Annotated in this window: 14 protein-coding genes and 1 pseudogene; 9 read left to right on the top strand and 6 right to left on the bottom strand. The window is 64.6% G+C overall.

Going from position 1 to position 19,135, the window contains the following annotated elements; all coding sequences use genetic code 11:
• The 4 genes from AC3WVQ_RS11885 to bcoG form a co-directional block, all read right to left on the bottom strand.
• Positions 1–2,058, bottom strand: coding sequence for an acetate--CoA ligase family protein (locus tag AC3WVQ_RS11885; RefSeq protein ID WP_090294346.1), 2,058 nt, complete (start codon positions 2,056–2,058; stop codon positions 1–3).
• A 7-nt stretch (positions 2,059–2,065) separates the two neighbouring features.
• A complete protein-coding gene (locus AC3WVQ_RS11880; protein ID WP_029742617.1) occupies positions 2,066–3,226 on the bottom strand; it encodes an acyl-CoA dehydrogenase family protein in 1,161 nt (386 codons plus the stop codon).
• 139 nt (positions 3,227–3,365) lie between these two features.
• Positions 3,366–4,859 carry a carnitine 3-dehydrogenase gene (locus tag AC3WVQ_RS11875; RefSeq protein ID WP_090294345.1) on the bottom strand — a complete coding sequence of 498 codons (1,494 nt, stop codon included), beginning with the start codon at positions 4,857–4,859 and terminating at the stop codon, positions 3,366–3,368.
• 16 nt (positions 4,860–4,875) lie between these two features.
• A complete protein-coding gene (gene bcoG / locus AC3WVQ_RS11870) occupies positions 4,876–5,778 on the bottom strand; it encodes a 3-dehydrocarnitine:acetyl-CoA trimethylamine transferase BcoG (RefSeq protein ID WP_492382732.1) in 903 nt (300 codons plus the stop codon).
• Between bcoG and AC3WVQ_RS11865 the strand changes: the two are divergent.
• Positions 5,747–6,858, top strand: a pseudogene (locus AC3WVQ_RS11865) (GlxA family transcriptional regulator). The gene bcoG and the pseudogene AC3WVQ_RS11865 overlap by 32 nt on opposite strands.
• A 45-nt stretch (positions 6,859–6,903) precedes the next feature.
• Here the strand turns inward: AC3WVQ_RS11865 and AC3WVQ_RS11860 are convergent.
• Positions 6,904–8,121, bottom strand: coding sequence for a LysR family transcriptional regulator (locus tag AC3WVQ_RS11860; protein ID WP_181432579.1), 1,218 nt, complete (start codon positions 8,119–8,121; stop codon positions 6,904–6,906).
• Between the two features lie 215 nt (positions 8,122–8,336).
• Between AC3WVQ_RS11860 and AC3WVQ_RS11855 the strand changes: the two genes are divergently transcribed.
• The 6 genes from AC3WVQ_RS11855 (at position 8,337) to ertB (ending at position 15,931) form a co-directional block, all read left to right on the top strand.
• Complete coding sequence (locus AC3WVQ_RS11855) at positions 8,337–9,875, top strand: aromatic amino acid ammonia-lyase (protein WP_034792145.1); 1,539 nt, start codon at positions 8,337–8,339, stop codon at positions 9,873–9,875.
• 18 nt (positions 9,876–9,893) lie between these two features.
• Entirely contained in the window at positions 9,894–11,261 is a 1,368-nt protein-coding gene (gene ertD, locus AC3WVQ_RS11850; protein ID WP_110818690.1) for a hydantoin-5-propionate amidohydrolase, read from the top strand.
• A gap of 65 nt (positions 11,262–11,326) precedes the next feature.
• Positions 11,327–12,607, top strand: a complete 1,281-nt coding sequence (locus AC3WVQ_RS11845; protein WP_492382731.1) for a Zn-dependent hydrolase — start codon at positions 11,327–11,329, stop codon at positions 12,605–12,607.
• 1 nt (position 12,608) lies between these two features.
• A complete protein-coding gene (ertC, locus tag AC3WVQ_RS11840; protein WP_090294340.1) occupies positions 12,609–13,706 on the top strand; it encodes a thiohydantoin desulfurase in 1,098 nt (365 codons plus the stop codon).
• 13 nt (positions 13,707–13,719) lie between these two features.
• Positions 13,720–14,049, top strand: coding sequence for a TfoX/Sxy family protein (locus AC3WVQ_RS11835; RefSeq protein ID WP_089043411.1), 330 nt, complete (start codon positions 13,720–13,722; stop codon positions 14,047–14,049).
• 223 nt (positions 14,050–14,272) lie between these two features.
• A complete protein-coding gene (gene ertB / locus AC3WVQ_RS11830; protein ID WP_090294476.1) occupies positions 14,273–15,931 on the top strand; it encodes a thiourocanate hydratase in 1,659 nt (552 codons plus the stop codon).
• A gap of 40 nt (positions 15,932–15,971) precedes the next feature.
• Here the strand turns inward: ertB and AC3WVQ_RS11825 are convergent, their stop codons facing one another.
• Entirely contained in the window at positions 15,972–16,415 is a 444-nt protein-coding gene (locus tag AC3WVQ_RS11825; protein ID WP_090294339.1) for a cupin domain-containing protein, read from the bottom strand.
• Between the two features lie 71 nt (positions 16,416–16,486).
• Here AC3WVQ_RS11825 and AC3WVQ_RS11820 point away from each other — a divergent pair, with 71 nt between their 5' ends.
• The gene (locus tag AC3WVQ_RS11820; RefSeq protein WP_110818689.1) at positions 16,487–18,115 is read left to right on the top strand and encodes a winged helix-turn-helix domain-containing tetratricopeptide repeat protein; all 1,629 of its coding nucleotides are present in this window, start codon (positions 16,487–16,489) and stop codon (positions 18,113–18,115) included.
• Positions 18,116–18,241: 126 nt separating this feature from the next.
• Positions 18,242–19,048, top strand: a complete 807-nt coding sequence (locus AC3WVQ_RS11815; protein ID WP_090294337.1) for a class I SAM-dependent methyltransferase — start codon at positions 18,242–18,244, stop codon at positions 19,046–19,048.
• Positions 19,049–19,135 lie beyond the last annotated feature (87 nt).

Raw genomic sequence — 19,135 nt, 5'->3', positions numbered from 1 at the left:
TCAGTTCCTCCGGCGAATGAGAGCGTCGGCGGCAACGGCACCCTGACCGTTCGGCAACACCATCAATGGATTGATATCCAGTTCTTCGAGTTTCGAAGCGTTTGCAACGACATAGGATGCCGCTGCCGCGACAGCCGCGGTTAAAGCGGCGTAATCGGCAGCAGGCGCGCCGCGATAACCGTCGAGCAGCTTGCGGATCTTCAGCCCGCCGATTGCTTCCCCGATCGCTTCCGGCGTCGTCGGCAGCGTCAGGATGGCGGAATCATCGAGCAGTTCCACGAGGATGCCGCCGGCACCGATCGTCAAAACCGGGCCGGCGACGGGGTCGCGCATGGCGCCGATAATGAGCTCGGCGACCGGTTTCGCCACCATCTTCTCGACAAGGTACCCGGAGGTGACGGCGGCCATGGCCTTGGCCGCCGCAAGGACGTCCGCGCGGCTCGCAAGGTTGAGCTTCACGGCACCCGCTTCGGTCTTGTGGGCGACGCCGAGGCCTTTCAGCACGACCGGGAAACCGAGCGCTTCGGCAGCGTCTGCGGCTTCTTCGGCGGTTGCTGCGGTCTTGCCCTTCGGCACGGTCAGGCCGGCGGCAGCAAGCTCCACCTTGGCCTCGTGTTCGCTGAGCGTGATGGCTTCACCGGCAGCGGCGACACCGCCATCGTGCAGGCGGGGCGGGACGGGCTTGGCCCAGGCGGTGCCGATCTCGGCGGCCGTCTCGATGGCTGCCAGTGCTTCCTCGATGCCGAAGAAGGGCACGACACCCGCCTTCATCAGGAAGAGGGCGGTGGCTTCCGGCATGTTTTCGCCAAGGCTGGCGACGATGCCGGCGCGGGCACCCGTTGCCCGGGCCGCGTCGATCACCGCATGGCAGGTGGTTTCCCAGTCTGCCGGGTCGCAGCGGTCAAGGCGCGGGAAGTCGAGCACGAGCAGGTTGATCGCGTAGCCGCCCTTCATCATGGCGGTAAAGGCGGTGGTCTGCTTCTCGCGGTTGCCCCAGACGAAGGTGTGGTAGTCGAGCGGGTTGGCGATCGTCACCATCTCGCCGAGCGCATCCTTCAGCGGCTTCTTCTGCTCGTCGCGCAAGGGCCGGTAATTGACCCGGTAGCGCTCGCCGGCATCCGCCATCAGCGAGGCCTCGCCGCCGGAGCAGCTCATCGAGGAGATGTCGTTGCTCTCGAGTGGGCCTGCCACATGCAGCAGCTTCAGCGTTTCCAAGAGCGCCGGCAACGTGTCGACGCGGCCGATGCCGAGGCGGGCAAGAAGCGCCGAGGAGACGCGGTCGTTGCCGGCAAGCGATGCGGTGTGCGACACCGTCGCAAGCTGGGCCGCTTCCGACTTGCCGACCTTCAGCGTCACGACCGGTTTGCCGAGTTCGCGCGCGCGCGTCGCCAGCCGCTCGAGGGCAGCAACGCTGTCGAAACCCTCGATATGCAGGCCGACGGCGGTGACGCGCGGGTCTTCGAGCACGGCGCAGGCGATGTCCGACAGACCCGTCTGCGCCTGGTTGCCGGCGGTCATGACATAGGCAAGCGGCAGACCGCGCGTCTGCATCGAAATGTTGCAGGCGATGTTGGAGGACTGCGTCAGGATCGCGACGCCTTTTTCGACGCGTTGCATGCCGTGTTGGTCCGGCCAGAGCAGGGCGCCATCGAGCATGTTGATGAAGCCGTAGCAATTCGGCCCGACGATCGGCATGTCGCCGGCAGCCGCCACCAGCGCCTCCTGCATGTCGTTGCCGTCGTCAAGCTCGCTTGCCGCCTCGCGAAAGCCGGAGGCGTAGCAGACGGCGCCGCCGGCGCCGCGGCTCGCAAGATCGCGGATGATATCGATCGTCAGCTGCCGGTTGACGCCGACGAAGGAGGCATCCGGTGCGCCTGGCAGTTCTGCCACCGAGCGATAGCACTTGCGGCCGAGGATTTCGGCTTCGCGCGGGTGCACCGGCCAGATCTCACCGGTAAAGCCCATCTTGTCGCATTGCTCGATGACACGCCGGGCTTCCTTGCCGCCGAAGACGGCGATGGTGCGCGGGCGGATGAGGCGGTCGAGGGAGCGTATCATCGGCCGATCACGCTCCCAGAGGCCGCAGCAGGTCGCGGCTGATGATGTGGCGCTGGATTTCAGACGTGCCGTCCCAGATGCGTTCGACGCGAGCGTCGCGCCAGAAGCGGGCGAGCGGCAGGTCGTCCATCAGGCCCATGCCGCCGAAGATCTGGATCGCCTCGTCGGTGACGCGGGCGAGCATCTCGGTGGCAAAAACCTTGGCGGACGCAATCTCGCGGTTCGAGGGCAGGCCGTTATCGAGCCGCCAGGCGGCCGAAAGGGTCAGGAGGTCGGCGGCGTCGATCTCGGTGATCATGTCGGCGAGCTTGAAGGAGACGCCCTGGTTGGCACCGATCGGCTTGCCGAACTGCTTGCGTTCGGCGGCGTAATTCAGCGCATAGTCGAAGGCGCGACGGGCACGGCCGACCGAAGTCGCCGCCACCGTCAGGCGGGTGGCGAACAGCCAGTCGTTGGCGACGTCGAAACCCTTGTGCACCTCGCCGAGGATCTGGGCGGAGGGCAGGCGACAATCGTCGAAGGTCAGGACACAGTTGTTGTAGCCGCGGTGCGACACGGAATTGTAGCCCTTGCGGATCTCGAAGCCGGGCGTGCCGCGATCGACGAGAAAGCAGGTGATCTTCTTTTTCGGGCCGCGCGGCGTATCCTCTTCGCCGGTCGCGATGAAGACGATGACGAAATCGGCGATGTCGGCGTGGCTGATGAAATGCTTCGTGCCGTTGACGATCCAGTCGTCGCCGTCCTTGCGGGCAAAGCACTTCATGCCGCGCACGTCCGAGCCGGCGTCCGGCTCGGTCATCGCAAGCGCATCGAACTTGTCACCTTTGACGGCCGGCAGCAGGTACTTTTCGCGCTGCTCGGCGTTGCAGGCCATCAGGATGCCAGAGGGGCGACCGAAGAAGACGGTCAGGCCCATGGAGCCGCGGCCAAGCTCGCGCTCGACCAGGGTGAAGGAGGTGTGATCGAGACCGGCGCCGCCGACTTCCTCCGGGAAATTACAGCCGAAGAAGCCGATCTCCTTGCATTTGCGGGCGATCTCCTGACCGAGTTCGCGCGGCACTACGCCGGTGCGCTCGACCTCGTCCTCATGCGGATAGATTTCCGTTTCGACGAAGCTCCTGACCGTATCGACGATCATCTGCTGTTCTTCGGTCAGTGCGAAATTCATTGTGTTGTTCCCCTCGTTTTCGCGCCGCTGACGTCGGTGCCGCAAACGATGGCCGCCTCCTCAAGCGTCCTTCGGCTGCGGTTTGCGGCTCCGCCGGAAGGCGAAGCTGCCTGTTGTTGCTGGCCCGCCGCTGTTGCGGTCAGGCGCGCTTCTGGCCGACGAAGCGTCCGGCACCAACGGGCGTCGGCAGTTGCGCATGGGCTTCAGTGATCGCGCGGAGCTTGCTCAGCACCGCCTCGGGTGCCGCGACCGCCTTGCCGGCCTTGCTGTCGACATGCAGCATCATCTGTTCGGCGGTGGCGACGGCCTCGTTGGTTGCGGCGTTGTAGATCGTCGAAAAGATGTGAAGACGCTTTTCGTCCGACGACAGGATCTGGCAGGTCGAGTAGAGCGCCTCGCCGAGCTTGGCTTCGCCAAGGTTCCGGATATGGGTCTCGACCGTGTAGTAGCTGTGACCGTCGCGGACATAGTCGAGGTCGACGCCGATGAGGCGCAGCACGCCGTCGGAGGTGTCGCCGAAGACCTGGAGATAACGGTGCTCGGTCATGTGGCCGTTGTAATCGACCCAGGCGGCGCTGACCTTGGTGTCGAGGATGCGCAGCGGCTTGACGTCGCCGAGGTCGGCTTCCGGCTTCCGGGCGTTGGCCCAGAGCTTGGCCTCGAAATCGGCAAGCAGCTTGCCCGCACCCCAGCCTTCGCCGCCGTTACCGGATTTCAGCGCATGCATGATGCCGACGAGGTTTTCGTCGCGGATGCGTTCGAGCTCGCGGATCGAGCGACCGGCGGCCTGCGCGTCCGACTGGGCTCCGATCTTTTCGACCAACGCATCGTCGAGGTCGACGACGTCGGTGAACTTCGTCCAGGGCCATTTCAGGCAGGGGCCGAACTGGGCGAGGAAGTGGCGCATGCCGGCCTCGCCGCCGGCGATGCGGTAGGTCTCGAACAGGCCCATTTGCGCCCAGCGCATGCCGAAGGAATAACGCATGACGTTGTCGAGCGTTTCGGTATCGCAGATGTCGTCCTGGATCAGCCAGAGTGCCTCGCGCCAGAGTGCCTCGAGCAGGCGGTCGCCGACGAAGGCCTCGATCTCCTTGGCGATGACGACGCCCTTCATGCCGATCTGCTCGACGCCCTGCATGGCGCGCTCGATCGTCGCCTTCGACGTCTTCTTGCCGCCGACGAGCTCGACGAGCGGCAAGAGGTAGACGGGGTTGTAGGGATGCGCCACGAACATGCGCTCGGGGTGGTGCATCTCGGACTGCAGGTCGGAGGGCAAAAGGCCCGAGGTGGAGGACCCGATCAGCGCATCGGGCCTTGCGGCGGCATCGATCTTGGTGATCACGCCGCGCTTCAGTTCCAGCCGCTCCGGCACGCTTTCCTGAATCCAGTCAGCACCTTCGACCGCTTCCTCGATGCTCTTGCAGAAGGTGAGTTTTCCCTTCGGCGGCAACGGCGCCATGGTCAGCATGGCATAGGCGCGCTCGGCATTGGCCATGACTTCGCCGATGATGCGCTCGGCTTCCGGATGCGGGTCGAAGATATTTACGTCGATGCCGGCAAGCGCAAAGCGCGCCACCCAGGCGCCGCCGATGACGCCGCCGCCGACACAGGCTGCTTTGGTGATAAAGCTCATGGTGTCCAGTCCTTGCTCAGCGCTTCGTCAGCTTCAGTTTCTCGCGGACCTCTTTCGGTCCGATGATCTTGGCGCCCATGCCCTCGATGACGCCGACCGCCTTTTCGACGAGCTGACCGTTGGTGGCGAGCTGGCCCTTGCCGATATAGAGGTTGTCTTCGAGGCCGACGCGGACGTTGCCGCCGGCAAGGATGGCTGCTGCCGGATAGGCGAGCGCGTTGCGGCCGATGGAGAAGGCCGAGAAGGTCCAGTAGGCAGGCACGTTGTTGACCATGGCCATGAAGGTGTTGAGGTCGTCGGGCGCGCCCCACGGAATGCCCATGCAGAGCTGGATCAAGACCGGATCCTCGATCAGGCCTTCCTCGACCAGCTGCTTGGCAAACCAGAGGTGGCCGGTGTCGAAGGCTTCGATCTCCGGACGCACGCCAAGGGCGGTCATCTGGCGGGCCATTTCGCGCAGCATCGACGGCGTGTTGGTCATGACGTAGTCGCCGAGCGAAAAGTTCATGGTGCCACAGTCGAGCGTGCAGATTTCCGGCAGACATTCGGCCACGTGGGCGACGCGCTCGGTGGCGCCGGCCATGTCGGTGCCTTTCTCGCTGAGCGGGAGCGGGCTTTCGACGTTGCCGAAGATCAGGTCCCCGCCCATGCCGGCGGTCAGGTTCAGCACCATGTCGACATCGGCAGAGCGGATACGGTCAGTCACTTCCCTGTAGAGATCGAGCCTGCGGGCCGGCGCGCCGGTCTCCGGATCGCGGACGTGGCAGTGGACCACGGCAGCGCCGGCCTTGGCCGCCTCGACCGCCGCTTCGGCGATCTTTTTCGGCGTGATCGGCACGTGGCTGGACTTTGAAACGGTGTCTCCCGAGCCGGTGACGGCACAGGTGATGAATACCTCGCGGTTCATGCTGAGCGGCATTGCTGTCTCCCTTTTATTGCGCCCATTACGAGCCAAGAAAGACCGCGCTGCTTTTCATTATCGGCTTCATTCTATACATTATCGGCGACAGAGTGGAGAAGTTTGGGCATGGATCAGAACGTTTCGCAGGTGCAGCACGTCGATGTCCTGGTGCTGCCGGAGACCAATCTGATCCTCGTTGCCTCGGTCATCGAGCCGATGCGTGCCGCCAACCGCATTGCCGGCCGCCCGCTCTACGACTGGACGATCTACAGCCCCGACGGTGCGCCGATCGAAACGAAGAGCGGCATCCCCATTCCGGTCTCCGGTATCTTCCGGCCGCAGCGCGAGACGTCGCCGCTTTTCATCCTCTCGAGCTACAACTGGCAGCGCAGCGCCACTTCGCAGCTAAAGATGCTGCTCTCGCAGACCGCGCGGCACCGCGAGCTGATGGCCGGCATCGAATCCGGCTCCTGGCTGCTTGCCGAGACCAGCCTGCTCGACAATTTCAAGGCGACGACCCACTGGGAGGATTTCGAGGATTTCACCGCCGCCTACCCGCAGGTGACGATGGTGCGCGAGCGCTTCGTCATCGACGGCAAGCGCATCACGACCGGTGGCTCGTTGCCGACGCTCGACCTGATGCTGGAGCTGATCCGCCGGGCGCATGGCTATTCGCTGGCACTCGAAGTCTCCCGCCTCTTCATCTACGAGCAGGAGCGCACCCGCGGCGATCTCCTGCAGATGCCGACGATCGGCAACATGCGCATCCTCGATCCACGCGTCGGTGCCGCCGTCAAGCTGATGGAGGAAACGGTGGAAGCGCCCTTGACGCTCGCCAGGCTCGCCCGCCGCATCGGCGTCAGCACCCGGCATCTGCAAGATCTCTTTCGCGACACGATGGGCGTTGCGCCGCACGAGCACTACCTGGCGCTTCGTCTCAATGCAGCGCGGCGCAAGGTGATCGAGACGCGGATGGAATTTGCCGACATTGCCGCGATCTCCGGCTTCAACTCGTCGTCTTCTTTCTCGCGCAGCTACAGGGCGCACTACCGTGAAAGCCCGAGCGAAACGCGCAGGCGGCTGAAGCTGAAGAGCTGAGCGCGCGCTTCAAGTATCGATTCAAGCGGGAATTTCAGAGTCGTTTCAGGCGTTTGGCGGCCGATGATCAGGAACTGATTCCGCCGGCGGTCTCGTCTCGGCGCTCATCTTCATCATCGAAATCATCAACTCGCCGATCTCGGCGGCGAAGGCGCCGCGCGGCCAGACGAGTGTCAGCGACTGCCGATAGGCGGGGCCGAGCCGGATCATGGCTGGCGGGCGATGCACGCGGGCGAGCGAGGATTGCGGCAGCACCGAGAGATAGCCGTGCTGGCGAACGAGGTTGATGATGACGGGGATGGAATCGACCTCGACGAGGGTGATGCGCCGCCGTTCGGCTTCATCAAGCGTGTCGTCGAGGAAGCGCGCGGCCTCGCGGCGAAGGCCGCTCCGGACGCTCGGCACCGCGATCGGGCAGGCGGCGAGCAGCCGGGGCAGGTTGCCGCCCAGTTCCGAAAGGGCGGAGGCTGGCCCCGCCAGCACCAGCGGCGTCTGCGACACCAGCCGGCCCTCACAGTCGGCCGGGATCTCGGCGACATCGAGCAGCGCGGCATCGAACCGTCGGCTGCGAAGGCCGACGAGCAGTTCGTCGGCCGTGGTGCTGGAAATGAACAGTGGTTGGCGCGGGCGGGCGCGGTGCCAGTTTGCCGTCAGGGCCGCCAGCATGCGGGCGATCTCGCTTTCCGGACCAAGCGGCATGACGGCGCCGAGCCGCCAGGTGGCGACGTCGCGGCGAAAGCGGTCGGCAGAGGCGTGGGTCAGCCGCGCCCAGATATCGAGCAGGGCCTCGCTGAGCGGAATGATCCGCTCCGCGGTTGGCGTACAGAGGACCCCGCCATGGGAGCGTTCGAACAGCCTGGTGCCGAGATGGCGTTCGAGATCCGCCATCTGCCGCGTCAGTTGCGGCTGGCCGAGGCCGAGCGCCTTTGCCGTGGCACGGATGCTGCCGGAGCGGGCGATGCGCACGAAGCGGTCGAGCGCGACGAGGCCGATCGGCGGCACGGGGGCGGTCGTCTCCCGTCCGACGCCTTCCAGGATGGCGGTGATCTTGCCGGTTGCCTCTTCGACGTCGACGGCGCGCGCGCGCGCTTCGAGCGTAACCACCAGCGCTGTTTCTTCCCGACGGAAAAGCGGCATGGAGATCGCCTGCTCGAAGCGCTTGACCGCGGCGCTCACGCTGGACGGCGCCCGGCCGCAGCGAGTTGCGGCGCGGCGAACGCCACCTTCACGAAGCACCGCATCGACCAACGCGATCGTCGCCATATCCATTCCAATGACCCCGGACGTGGCACCTTCACCAGGTGCGTTCTGAAATATGCATCACCCGTTCCGGATTTGGGATATAGCATGGATGCGCGATAAGCGCATAGCATGCATGAAGCACCCCGGCGTTTTCGAGCGTCGGGTGCGAGACATCAGAGCATCCGCGCACCGTTTCGAAACCGAAGCGCGCTCGGCGCGGAAGGATATTTATCGGCATGCTGTATCAGGTCAAAACCACCGTTCTCTGCGGGAAACCGCTGGACTTCGCGACGCTCGAGGATATCGGGGCGGGAAGGGCGCGACCGGTGGCCGACGACGGCGGCATGGAACGGGTGGCGGCCGCCCACAAGGTGGTTGCCGAACGTGTCGCGATGGGGCTTCCCGTCTACGGCTCCAACACCGGCGTCGGCTCGATGAAGGACCGGCTCTGGACCGCCGACGATCTCGCCGAATTCAACAATGCGCTGGTCAGAGCCCACCATTTCGGCACCGGCGAATTCTTTGCGCCGGCGATCGTACGCATGGCGATCGCCATCCGCGTGAACACCGCGATGCGGGGCCACACCGGCTGCAGCCCGGACCTGATCCGGGCGTTTCTGGCACTCAGCGAGCACGACATCATTCCGGCCGTGCGCCGCCACGGCTCCATGGGCTGCGCCGATATCGGGCTGATGGGCCAGATCGCCTCGGTGCTGACCGGTGTCGGCGAGGCCTATTACCAAGGGCGCCTCGTTTCGGCCGATACGGCGCTTGCCGAGGCGGGTCTCAAGCCGTTCGTCATGCAGCCGCGCGATGCACTGGCGGCTCTCAGCGTCAACGCCATTTCCTTTGCCGCTGCCGTAAACGTGCTGCGCGAGGCGGCGGCCGCGATCCGCGTGTTGCTCGTCACCGGCGTCATGTCGTCTCAGGCGCTTGGTGCCTCCGCCGACCCGTGGCGGGTGGCCGCGACGCTCTCGACCCGCGGCGAGGCGCTGGTCGGCTCCTGGCTCTATGGCCAGTCCGGCATTTCCGACTGGCCGTTACCGACGGCGATCCACGATCCCTTGAGCCTGCGCATGACCGCCCAGGTCTTCGGCGCGGTCGTCGATACGCTGCTGGTCGCCGCCGGCCGGCTGGTGGAGCAGACCTATCTCTCCGACGACAACCCTGTTGTCATCGGCGGCCAGGTCCATTCCTCCGGTGCATCGCTGCCGCTGACGACGACGCTCTATATCGAGGCGGCGCAGATCGCCTTTTCCCATGCGGCGCGCAACGTTTTGAACCGCTGCATCCTGCTGTCGAACGGCGGACGCCGCAATCTCTCGGTCAATCTGGTGGCGCCGGGGGAAGTCGCGACCGGGCTCGGGCCGCTGATGAAGCTTGCGGTCGAACTCTATATGCGCGTGCAGTCGCTCGCGGTGCCGCTTTCGGCGCAGTCGATCGTGGTTGCCGGCGGTCTCGAAGAAGAGGCGACCTTCCTGCCGCTGATCGTCGAGCGCATGGAAACCCAGGTGCGCGATCTGCGCCAGCTCGCCGCGATCGAGGCGATGCTTTCGGCCCAGGCGATCGATCTCGTCGGCGACCAGCCGCAGGGGATCGTCAAGCGCGCCTATGACCAGACCCGTTCGGTCAGCCCCATGTATCTCAAAGACCGGCCGCTCTCGAAGGAGATCGAGGCGCTGCAGGATGCGTTCACCTGCCACGACCTGTTGCGCTCCTTCGTCGCTCTGGCGCCGATGCCGGAATTCGATGACTTCTTCGCGCTCGACAAATAATCCGATTGGGAGAGCAGCATGTCCGATTTCGATCTCGTTCTGAAAGGCACCGTTGTTCTCCCCGAAAGGATCGTCGAAGGCGGCCACGTGGCGGTGCGCGACGGCAAGGTGGTGCATGTCGGGCAAGGGGCTGCACCCGCCGCGCGGGAGTGGCATGATCTCGGCAACGCGCTGATCCTGCCCGGAGCCGTCGACGCGCAGGTCCATTCGCTGTCGCAGAAGAACCAGGAGGATTTCCTGTGGTCGACCCGTTCGGCGGCGGCCGGCGGTGTGACCACCATTGTCGACATGCCCTATGACGAGGGCAATCTCGTCTGCTCTGCCGAAGCCCTTCGCCGCAAGATCGACCATGCGGGACCGCAGGCGCGCATCGACTTCGCGCTCTATGGCACCGTGGACCCGGAGGAGGGACCGGCGCGCATCGGCGAGATGGTGGAGGCGGGTGTCGCCGCCTTCAAGTTCTCGACCTTCGGCACCGATCCAAAGCGCTTTCCCCGCATTCCGGCAGCCCTTCTCGAAGACTGCTTCCGGGCGATCGCGCCGACCGGGCTTTCAGCCGGCGTCCACAACGAGGATGACGAGGCGGTGCGTGCCGCGATCGACAAGGTCAAGGCGGCTGGCATCACCGACTACCGCGCCCATGGGCTGTCGCGTCCGCCGCTGACGGAACTGCTCGCCACCAACCAGATCTACGAGACGGGTGCCGCCACCGGCTGCCCGGCGCATGTGGTGCACTGCTCGCTCGGGCGCGGCTATGAGATTGCCGCCGCCTATCGCGCCCAGGGCTACAAAGCGACGATCGAGTGCTGCATCCACTACCTGACGCTCGACGAAGAAAACGATGTTCGCCGTCTCGGCGGCAAGGCCAAGATCAACCCGCCGATCCGGCCGCGCGCCGAGGTGGAAAAGCTCTGGCGGCACGTGGCCGACGGCACGGTGACGATGGTCTCTACCGATCACGTCAGCTGGTCTGAGGATCGCAAGACCAATCCGGACATGCTGGCGAACGCATCTGGCGTGCCGGGGCTCGAAGTCATGGTGCCGCTCTTCGTCAAGGGCGCGCTGGAGCGCGGCATTCCCTTGACGCGCGCAGCCGAGCTGATGACGCTGAACCCGGCCAGGCATTTCCGTCTTGATCATCAGAAGGGTGCGCTGGAACCTGGAAAGGATGCCGACATCATCGTCATAACGCCGGAGCCCTATGTCTATGATGCGGCCGAGAGCGGTCACAACGTCGTCGGCTGGTCGCCCTATAATGGCATTAGACTGCCCTGGCGGGTTTCAGCGACCTATCTGCGGGGCAGGCTTGCCTTCGATGGTCGCCAGGTTTTGGCCGAGCCGGGCGCGGGACAGTTTGTCCGGCCGCTCGCCACTTTGGCTCTGTAAAGCGGAATGCGGAAAAGTGCGTGCGGTTTTCCGCCCGCATCCCGCATCGAGATTTAGGAAATGTGATGAGCAAGACCGCCCACAAAGTTCCGGCCAATCTGCCCGTCAATGCCAGCCGCATTGCCGGCATCATCAACGGCCTGGCAGGTATCACCGAGCCGGACCGGCCCTACACACGCCGCGCCTTCACGCCGCTGTTCCTCGAGGGCCGGGCCTTTCTCGACCGGCGTTTTCGCGCGGCCGGGCTTGAAACCCGCATCGACGCCGCCGGCAACCTGATCGGCCGGCGCAAGGGGAAAATGTCGGCGCTCGGCACCATCCTGCTCGGCTCCCATTCCGACACGGTGCCGGATGGCGGCCGCTTCGATGGCATCGCCGGCGTGGCGGCGGCGCTCGAAGTGGCGCGCGCGCTTTCCGACAACGGCATCGACCTCGACCACGATCTGGAGATCGTTGATTTCCTGGCCGAGGAAGTGTCGATCTTCGGCGTTTCCTGCGTCGGCAGCCGCGGCATGGCGGGCGTGCTGCCCGATGGGTGGCTCAGCCGCACGCAAGGGGATCTGAGCCTCAGGCAGGGTATCGTCGAGGTGGGCGGTGACCCCTCCAGGCTTTCCGGCTCGAAACGCTCCGACATCAAGGCCTTCCTCGAACTGCACATTGAACAGGGGCCCATACTGGAGACTGGGCGGCTCGATGTCGGGGTGGTTACCGCCATCTCGGGCATCACCCGCATCGAGATCATCGTCGAGGGCCAGGCGGACCATGCCGGTACGACTCCGATGGGGCACCGGCGCGATGCGCTGGTTGCCGCCTCGCATCTGGTGCTGGAGATCGAGCGGCTGGCGACGGAATTTTCTCACGGCGACGGGCATTTCACCGCGACGGTCGGTGAATTCTCGATCGAGCCGAATGCAGCCAATGTGGTGCCGTCTCGCGTCCGGCTGCTGATCGATGCGCGTGCCGAGCTGCGGCCGCAAATGGAGCGGTTCCTGGCAACGCTCGGCTCCCTTTGCCAGGGTGTCGCCGAGGCGTCGGCCGTGACGATCCCGCCCGCCACTGTGATCTCGGACAACCACCCGACGCCGGGCGATCCGCTCCTGCTTTCAACGCTCGAAGAAAGCTGCGATGCGATCGGCGCCAAGCATCGGCGCATGGCCTCCGGCGCCGGTCACGACACCGCCTGGATGGGACGCATCACCCGTTCGGCGATGATCTTCATTCCCTGCCTCGGCGGGCGCTCGCATGCGCCGGAGGAATGGGCCGAAAACGACGATATCGCGCTCGGCGCGGCCGTTCTCTTCGATGCGGTGAAGCGACTCGACAAGAAATTGCAGGAGAAGGTGTGAGATGGGCCGGATACTGAAGGAAAAGGATGTCGAGGCAGCGGTCAAGGGCGGTTCCGTCTATGCCGCCGGGGGCGGCGGCTGGGCGGATCATGGTCGTATGCTCGGCTATGCAGCGGTCTCGATCGGCAAACCCGAGCTCGTCTCGATCGACGAACTCGAGGCACAGGACTGGGTGGCTACGGCCGCCGCGATCGGTGCACCGGCCTCGACCACGCCCTGGGAGATGCGTGGGGTCGATTACGTCAAGGCCGTGGAGCTGTTGCAGGAGGCGCTCGGCGAGAAGCTCTCGGGGCTCATCATCGGCCAGAACGGCAAGTCCTCGACGCTGAACGGCTGGCTGCCGTCGGCGATCCTCGGCACCAAGGTGGTGGACGCGGTCGGCGACATCCGCGCGCATCCGACCGGTGACATGGGCTCCATCGGCCTTGCCGGTTCGCCCGAGCCGATGATCCAGACGGCGGTCGGGGGAAATCGCGAGGAAAATCGTTACATCGAGCTGGTGGTGCGCGGCGCCACGGCCAAGGTCTCGCCGGTCTTGCGCACCGCCTCCGACATGTCCGGCGGCTTCATTGCCTCCTGCCGCAATCCGGTCAGGGCATCCTATGTGAAAGCCAATGCGGCGCTGGGCGGCATCTCGCTGGCGCTGGCGCTCGGCGAGGCGATCATCGCGGCGGAAGCCAAGGGCGGCAGCGCAGTGATCGACGCGATCGTCAAGACGACCAATGGCGCGATCCTCGCCGAGGGCACGATCACCGACAAATCGGTCGTCTATACCAAGGAAGCCTTCGACATCGGCACGGTGACGCTGGGGAAGGGCGCTGACTCAACGGTATTGCACGTGATGAACGAATACATGGCGGTTGACTCTGCGGAAGGCACGCGGCTTGCGACCTTCCCCGACGTCATCACCACGCTCTCGCCGGAGGGCGAGCCTTTGAGTGTCGGCCAGCTGCAGGTGGGCATGAGGATCTTCGTGCTGCATGTGCCGAAGACGGTCATCCCGCTGTCCTCCAGCGTGCTCGACCCGTCGGTCTATCCATCGGTCGAAAAGGCGATGGGCATCGAGCTTGCCCGCTACGCGCTTTCCGGCCGTAGCTGACGGGAGCAGGGTGATGGCGCGCGATGCAGGGCTAGAGGAACTAATCCGCGAAGAGCTCGGTGACCGCGCCGGGCTTTCGGAAAAGGCCATGTTCGGCGGCTGGGCCTATCTGCTTCAAGGCAACCTGCTACTTGGCGCGCGCGAGGGCTCTCTGCTCGTGCGCCTCGGCAAGGGCAATGACGGCTGGGCGTTGGCGTTGCCGGATATCGAGCTGATGGTGATGAACGGACGGGCGATGCATGGCTGGGTGCGCGCAGCGGCGGATGCCTATGGCGATGATGCGCTGCGCCGGCGGTTGCTTGATGGGGCGATCGCGTTCGTCGAGACGCTGCCGCCGAAGTGAATGAGGCTCGCTGCCTCGGCGGCGAGCCTCATTGGCCGCTCTCGCCAGTGCGTGTCGGGCCGTCACCACCCGTCGCCACAAGCATGAGAGGCGGCGACTTGCGCGTGCCACGAATGCAAGGGAGCAGGGATCTGCCCCCGCCATAAACGAGAGGCAGCGACCTCCCGTCGCCATGAATGCGTGGGGCAACCACCCCGCCGACAAGACAAAGAGGAACGAGACGATGCCCAAGGCCAATCCCCGTCATCCTGGTTTTCCCATCCCCGGTGGACCGGAGCTGCGCGCCAAGGGCTGGCGGCAGGAAGCGCTGCTGCGGCTCCTGGAAAACGTGCTTTCGGTCGGCGAGGATCCGGACAATCTCGTCGTCTATGCAGCACTCGGCAAGGCGGCGCGCAACTGGCCGGCGCACCGGGCTATCGTCAAGACGCTCATCGAAATGGACGAGGACCAGACGCTCGTCATCCAGTCCGGCAAGCCGGTGGGGCTCTTGAAGACCCACGCCAAGGCGCCACTCGTCATCATGGCCAATTGCAACATTGTCGGCCAATGGGCGAAGGCCGAGGTGTTCTATGATTTGCAGCGAAAAGGGTTGATCTGCTGGGGCGGGCTGACGGCCGGCGCCTGGCAATATATCGGCAGCCAGGGCGTGATCCAGGGCACCTACGAGATCTTCATGCGCATCGCCGAACGCCGTTTCGGCGGCGATCTCTCCGGGCGTTTCGTGCTGACGGCTGGGCTTGGCGGCATGGGCGGCGCCCAGCCGCTTGCCGGCCGGATGGCGGGGGCGGCGATCCTCTGTGTCGATACCGACGCGGAGCGGGCGAAGAAGCGCCGGGAGATCGGCTATCTGCAGGAGATCGCGCCCGATCTCGATACTGCGCTCTCGATGATCGACGCGGCAGTGAAGGACAAGCGGGCGCTCTCCGTCGGCCTCGTCGGCAATGCGGCTGAGATCTATCCGGAGATCGCCCGGCGTGGCATCGTGCCCGACGTCGTCACCGACCAGACGTCAGCGCATGATCTCGTCTACGGCTATGTGCCGAAGGGCATGAGCCTCGACCAGGTGAAATCGCTGCGCGACGACGGCCAGGGGCAATTGATGGCGGCGAGCCGCGCCTCGATCGTCGAGCACGTCAAGGCGATGCTCGACTTCCAGCAGAAGGGCGCGGAAGTCTTCGACAACGGCAACCTCATCCGTACCCAGGCGCGCGAGGGCGGCGTTGCCAATGCCTTCGACATCCCGATCTTCACCGAGGCCTATCTGCGTCCGCTCTTTGCCCGCGCCATCGGCCCCTTCCGCTGGATGGCGCTTTCCGGCGAGGAGAGCGACATCGCCCGGATCGACGATCTGCTGCTCGACATGTTTCCGCACAACCGCATCGTCACCAACTGGATCAGGCTGGCGCGCCAGCATATTCCCTTCGAGGGCCTGCCGGCCCGCATCGCCTGGCTCGGCCACGGCGAACGCACGGCGCTGGCGCGGTGCGTCAACGAACTGGTGGCATCTGGCGAACTCAAGGGCCCGATCGCGTTTTCCCGCGACCATCTCGATGCCGGCGCCATGGCGCATCCGAACATCATGACCGAGCGGATGAAGGACGGCTCGGACGCGATCGCCGACTGGCCGCTACTCGACGCCATGCTGCTCTGCTCCTCCATGGCCGATCTCGTGGTCGTCCATTCCGGTGGTGGCGGTTATGCCGGCTACATGACGAGCTGCGGCGTGACCGTTGTTGCCGACGGCACGGTCGAGGCCGACGAGCGCCTCGACTATGCCCTCACCAACGACACCTCGCTTGGCGTCATCCGCTATGCGGATGCCGGCTATGACGAGAGCCTTGAGGAGATCGCCGCCAAGGGCATCGGGCATGTGAAGGTGTAAGGACCTGGCGGCGGCTTTGCCATAAGCGGTTTTGCACCTGTCACGGCACTCTGGAATCCATTTCAGGATAAAGAACAACGCTCTCCTGCGCGGTTGGCTCGTTGCGCGCCCCGATAAATACGGCTGGTTGGTCAGCTCGATTAACGGCCACGTGCAACACGTTGGCGGGGATGTACAGATAGTCTCCTGGGTGCATCACATCCCGGTGCTGGAGTTCATCGCCACTCCATAGTTCCAGCTCTTCGCCGCTCAACATGTAGAAGGCAGTTTCGTGGCGCTCATGCACATGCGCCTTGGTGCGCTTTCCAGGCGGTATCGTAGCGATACCGAGCCACAGTGCGGTGGAGCCAACCGACTCTGCACTGATGCCGGGCAGGTAATCGGGCCCCTGTTCAGCCCGGTAACCGGCGTCCCCTTTGGATACGAGGGCCTTGCTCCGCGAGAATCCTGGACGCGCGTCGGTTCGTTCTTCTGAAATCGTCATTTTTCGGTCTCCTCTGTGGTAGTCTGGTCGACCTGCGCAAAGGATCGCAAGAAGACCGGCTGGAGTCCTGAATGGGAGGGCGAAAAGTTCCGAATTCTTCCGAAGACGTCGTGGCCGATAGTGTCGAGCCGCAACTTTTCGCGTTCGGGACATTCATCCTCGACATGGAGCGCAGCGCACTGACGCGTGAAGGGCGGCGGGTCGCAATTGGCCATAAGGGCTTGTTGCTGCTGCACGCGCTGGTGCGAGCGTCGATGCAGGTCGTGAGCAAGTCCGCGCTGATGGAGGCAGCCTGGCCCGCGGCTGTCGTCGAGGAGAGCAATCTCTCGGTTCAGATCGCTGCCTTGCGCAAGATGCTGGGTCCTCAACCGGAGGGGAACGAATGGATCGCCACCGTGCCGCGTGCGGGCTATCGTTTTGCCGCCCGGGTGAATAGCCTGCATCCGGTTGCCGCTGATGCATCGCCGGCACTGCCAGCCTCGCCCGCGAACCCGGGCAGACCATCGATCGTGGTCCTACCGTTTGCAAATCTGAGCAGTGACAAGCAACAGTCGTATCTGGTTGATGGCATCACCGAAGATGTGATCACCGCGCTTACGAGATTTCGGTGGTTTCGGGTCATCGGGCGCAATTCAAGTTTCGTCTACAAGCACAAGTCGGTGAGCGCCAAGCAGGTGGGCCGAGACCTGGATGTCGATTACGTGCTCGAAGGAAGCGTGCGCCGCTCCGGCGGCCGTCTTCGGGTCTCCACGCAACTGGTCGAGACCACCTCGGCCAGCCAGGTCTGGGCCGAACGGTATGACGTGGAAATGGAAGAGGCATTCGCAGTTCAAGACGCCATCGCAGAGAGAGTTGCAGGTGCGATTGAACCAGAACTGTTGAAGACGGCATCATTCCCCTCGCCGGCGAGGCACACGGGAAATTTGTCGGCGTGGGAGATCGTGCGGCAGGGGACCTGGTATTTTCACCAGGTTGGCCAGCAGACCCACCTAATGGCGCGAGAGCTATTCAGGGAGGCGTGTCGGCTTGATCCCGAGCTTGCCGAAGCGCATCTCTGGCTTGGTCGCGTGAGCGCAGGCATCGTCGCCTATGGATGGAGCGAGCTTCCTTCCGATGACATCAGAGAGGGTTTGGACGCCGCCTTGGCAGCCGTTCGGCTCGACGAAAAGAACCCGTACACACACTATGCGCTGGCGATCTGCAGCGCGTACGCGAATGCGCCCGAGCAGGCGGTCCTTGCCGCCGAAAGGGCGATCGAGATCAGCCCGAGTTTCGCCCTTGGCCACCTTGTCCTGGGGATGGCGGAGCTGTTCAGGGGGAACGTGTCCGGTGCCATAGCGTCACTGGAACACGGTCTCATGTTGAACGCCAATGACCCGCAGAACTTCGTCTGGCTGAATTTTCTGGCGCTCGCCCACCTGTTTGCAGGCGACGGAACGAACGCGCTCGCTGCTGCCGTGAAGGCCCAAAAAGTGCGCCCTGCATGGCGGCCGGCCCAAGAAACGCTGGCCTGCTGTTATGCGGCCGCTGGGCGTCTTGCAGAGGCTCGATCATCGCGTGCGTTGATGAGCGAAATGGAGAACGCGTCAGGCGATGCTCTGGAGCCGCTAAGACAGCGCAATCCACATTGGCAGGAACGATTGGCGGAATTGTTGCAGCAAATCCCGAGCAACCCGCTTCAGACGCCTCAACGTTCCTGACTTTGCAGGCGATCTGACGACCGTTGCTCCCACCGTTGCTGCTGACGGCGCTCGAGCGGTGAGCCGGTCTCTTGGTGTCGCGCCTGCCGCACGTCACAATGCACGCCTCACTGCCCGGAGGCGATCATGACATCGAGCTTCAATGTGCAGAGTGCTGCCGGCTACGAACAGTTGATGGGTCGGTGGAGCCGGCAGCTTGCGCCGCCATTCATCGACTTTGCGGGTGTTGCCGACGGTGAGCGGGTGCTGGATGTCGGTTGCGGCACGGGCAGCCTTACCTTTGCCTTACCGCGCGCGGCCGATGTCAGCGAGATCGTTGCAATCGACTTTTCGCCTGTTTTCGTCGAAGCGACGATCCGGGCGAGTTCAGATCCGCGGATCAAAGTCCAGCAGGCCGACGCCTGCGCGCTGCCCTTTGCCGATGCATCCTTCGACCGGGCGATGGCGCTGCTGGTGCTGCACTTCGTGCCGGAATCGGGGAAAGCGGTCGCCGAGATGCGCCGAGTCACCCGGCCGGGCGGCGTCGTTGCAGCCGTCGTTTGGGATCATTTCGGCGGCATGCCGGGCATGCGCATGGTGCTCGATGTGGCGGCGATGCTGGATGGAAATGCCGAGCAGGTGCGCAGTCGCTATTGTTTCCAGCCGATGATGCGGCCGGGAGAGATGACCGAGAGCTTCGTCGCGAATGGCCTCGCGGACGTCCGGCAGACCTCGCTCCTGATCCGTATGGACTATCAGTCCTTCGCCGATTTCTGGGAACCGATTGCCGCGGGCGAGGGGCCGCTCGGCAAGTATGTCGGCTCACTGGATGCAGGGATGCGGACAAAGCTCGACGCAGCCATCCGCGCCGCCTACGAAGCCGGTCAGCCGGACGGGCCGCGGTCCTTTGCGGCGGTTGCGTGGGCTTGCCGGGGTATCGTTCCCGGGCAATGACGGGCCTTTCATCCGCCGCTTCTCATCTCCGTGCTCGTCACAGAGATCCAGCAGCGCGAGGCAGCTCCTCTCTGAACTCTGGGCTCA

This window comes from Ensifer sp. EB106-05-01-XG146, assembly GCF_058791875.1.
This window is presented reverse-complemented; position numbering and strand designations above follow the sequence as displayed.

Bases quoted from the DNA above. Each gene is read 5' to 3' on its own strand.
- AC3WVQ_RS11815 (WP_090294337.1), top strand. From the start codon at position 18,242: ATGACATCGAGCTTCAATGTGCAGAGTGCTGCCGGCTACGAACAGTTG.
- AC3WVQ_RS11835 (WP_089043411.1), top strand. From the start codon at position 13,720: ATGGCGCGCGATGCAGGGCTAGAGGAACTAATCCGCGAAGAGCTCGGT.
- ertB (WP_090294476.1), top strand. From the start codon at position 14,273: ATGCCCAAGGCCAATCCCCGTCATCCTGGTTTTCCCATCCCCGGTGGA.
- AC3WVQ_RS11860 (WP_181432579.1), bottom strand. From the start codon at position 8,121: ATGGCGACGATCGCGTTGGTCGATGCGGTGCTTCGTGAAGGTGGCGTT.
- AC3WVQ_RS11855 (WP_034792145.1), top strand. From the start codon at position 8,337: ATGCTGTATCAGGTCAAAACCACCGTTCTCTGCGGGAAACCGCTGGAC.
- AC3WVQ_RS11825 (WP_090294339.1), bottom strand. From the start codon at position 16,415: ATGACGATTTCAGAAGAACGAACCGACGCGCGTCCAGGATTCTCGCGG.
- AC3WVQ_RS11880 (WP_029742617.1), bottom strand. From the start codon at position 3,226: ATGAATTTCGCACTGACCGAAGAACAGCAGATGATCGTCGATACGGTC.
- ertC (WP_090294340.1), top strand. From the start codon at position 12,609: ATGGGCCGGATACTGAAGGAAAAGGATGTCGAGGCAGCGGTCAAGGGC.
- AC3WVQ_RS11885 (WP_090294346.1), bottom strand. From the start codon at position 2,058: ATGATACGCTCCCTCGACCGCCTCATCCGCCCGCGCACCATCGCCGTC.
- bcoG (WP_492382732.1), bottom strand. From the start codon at position 5,778: ATGCCGCTCAGCATGAACCGCGAGGTATTCATCACCTGTGCCGTCACC.
- ertD (WP_110818690.1), top strand. From the start codon at position 9,894: ATGTCCGATTTCGATCTCGTTCTGAAAGGCACCGTTGTTCTCCCCGAA.
- AC3WVQ_RS11845 (WP_492382731.1), top strand. From the start codon at position 11,327: ATGAGCAAGACCGCCCACAAAGTTCCGGCCAATCTGCCCGTCAATGCC.
- AC3WVQ_RS11820 (WP_110818689.1), top strand. From the start codon at position 16,487: ATGGGAGGGCGAAAAGTTCCGAATTCTTCCGAAGACGTCGTGGCCGAT.
- AC3WVQ_RS11875 (WP_090294345.1), bottom strand. From the start codon at position 4,859: ATGAGCTTTATCACCAAAGCAGCCTGTGTCGGCGGCGGCGTCATCGGC.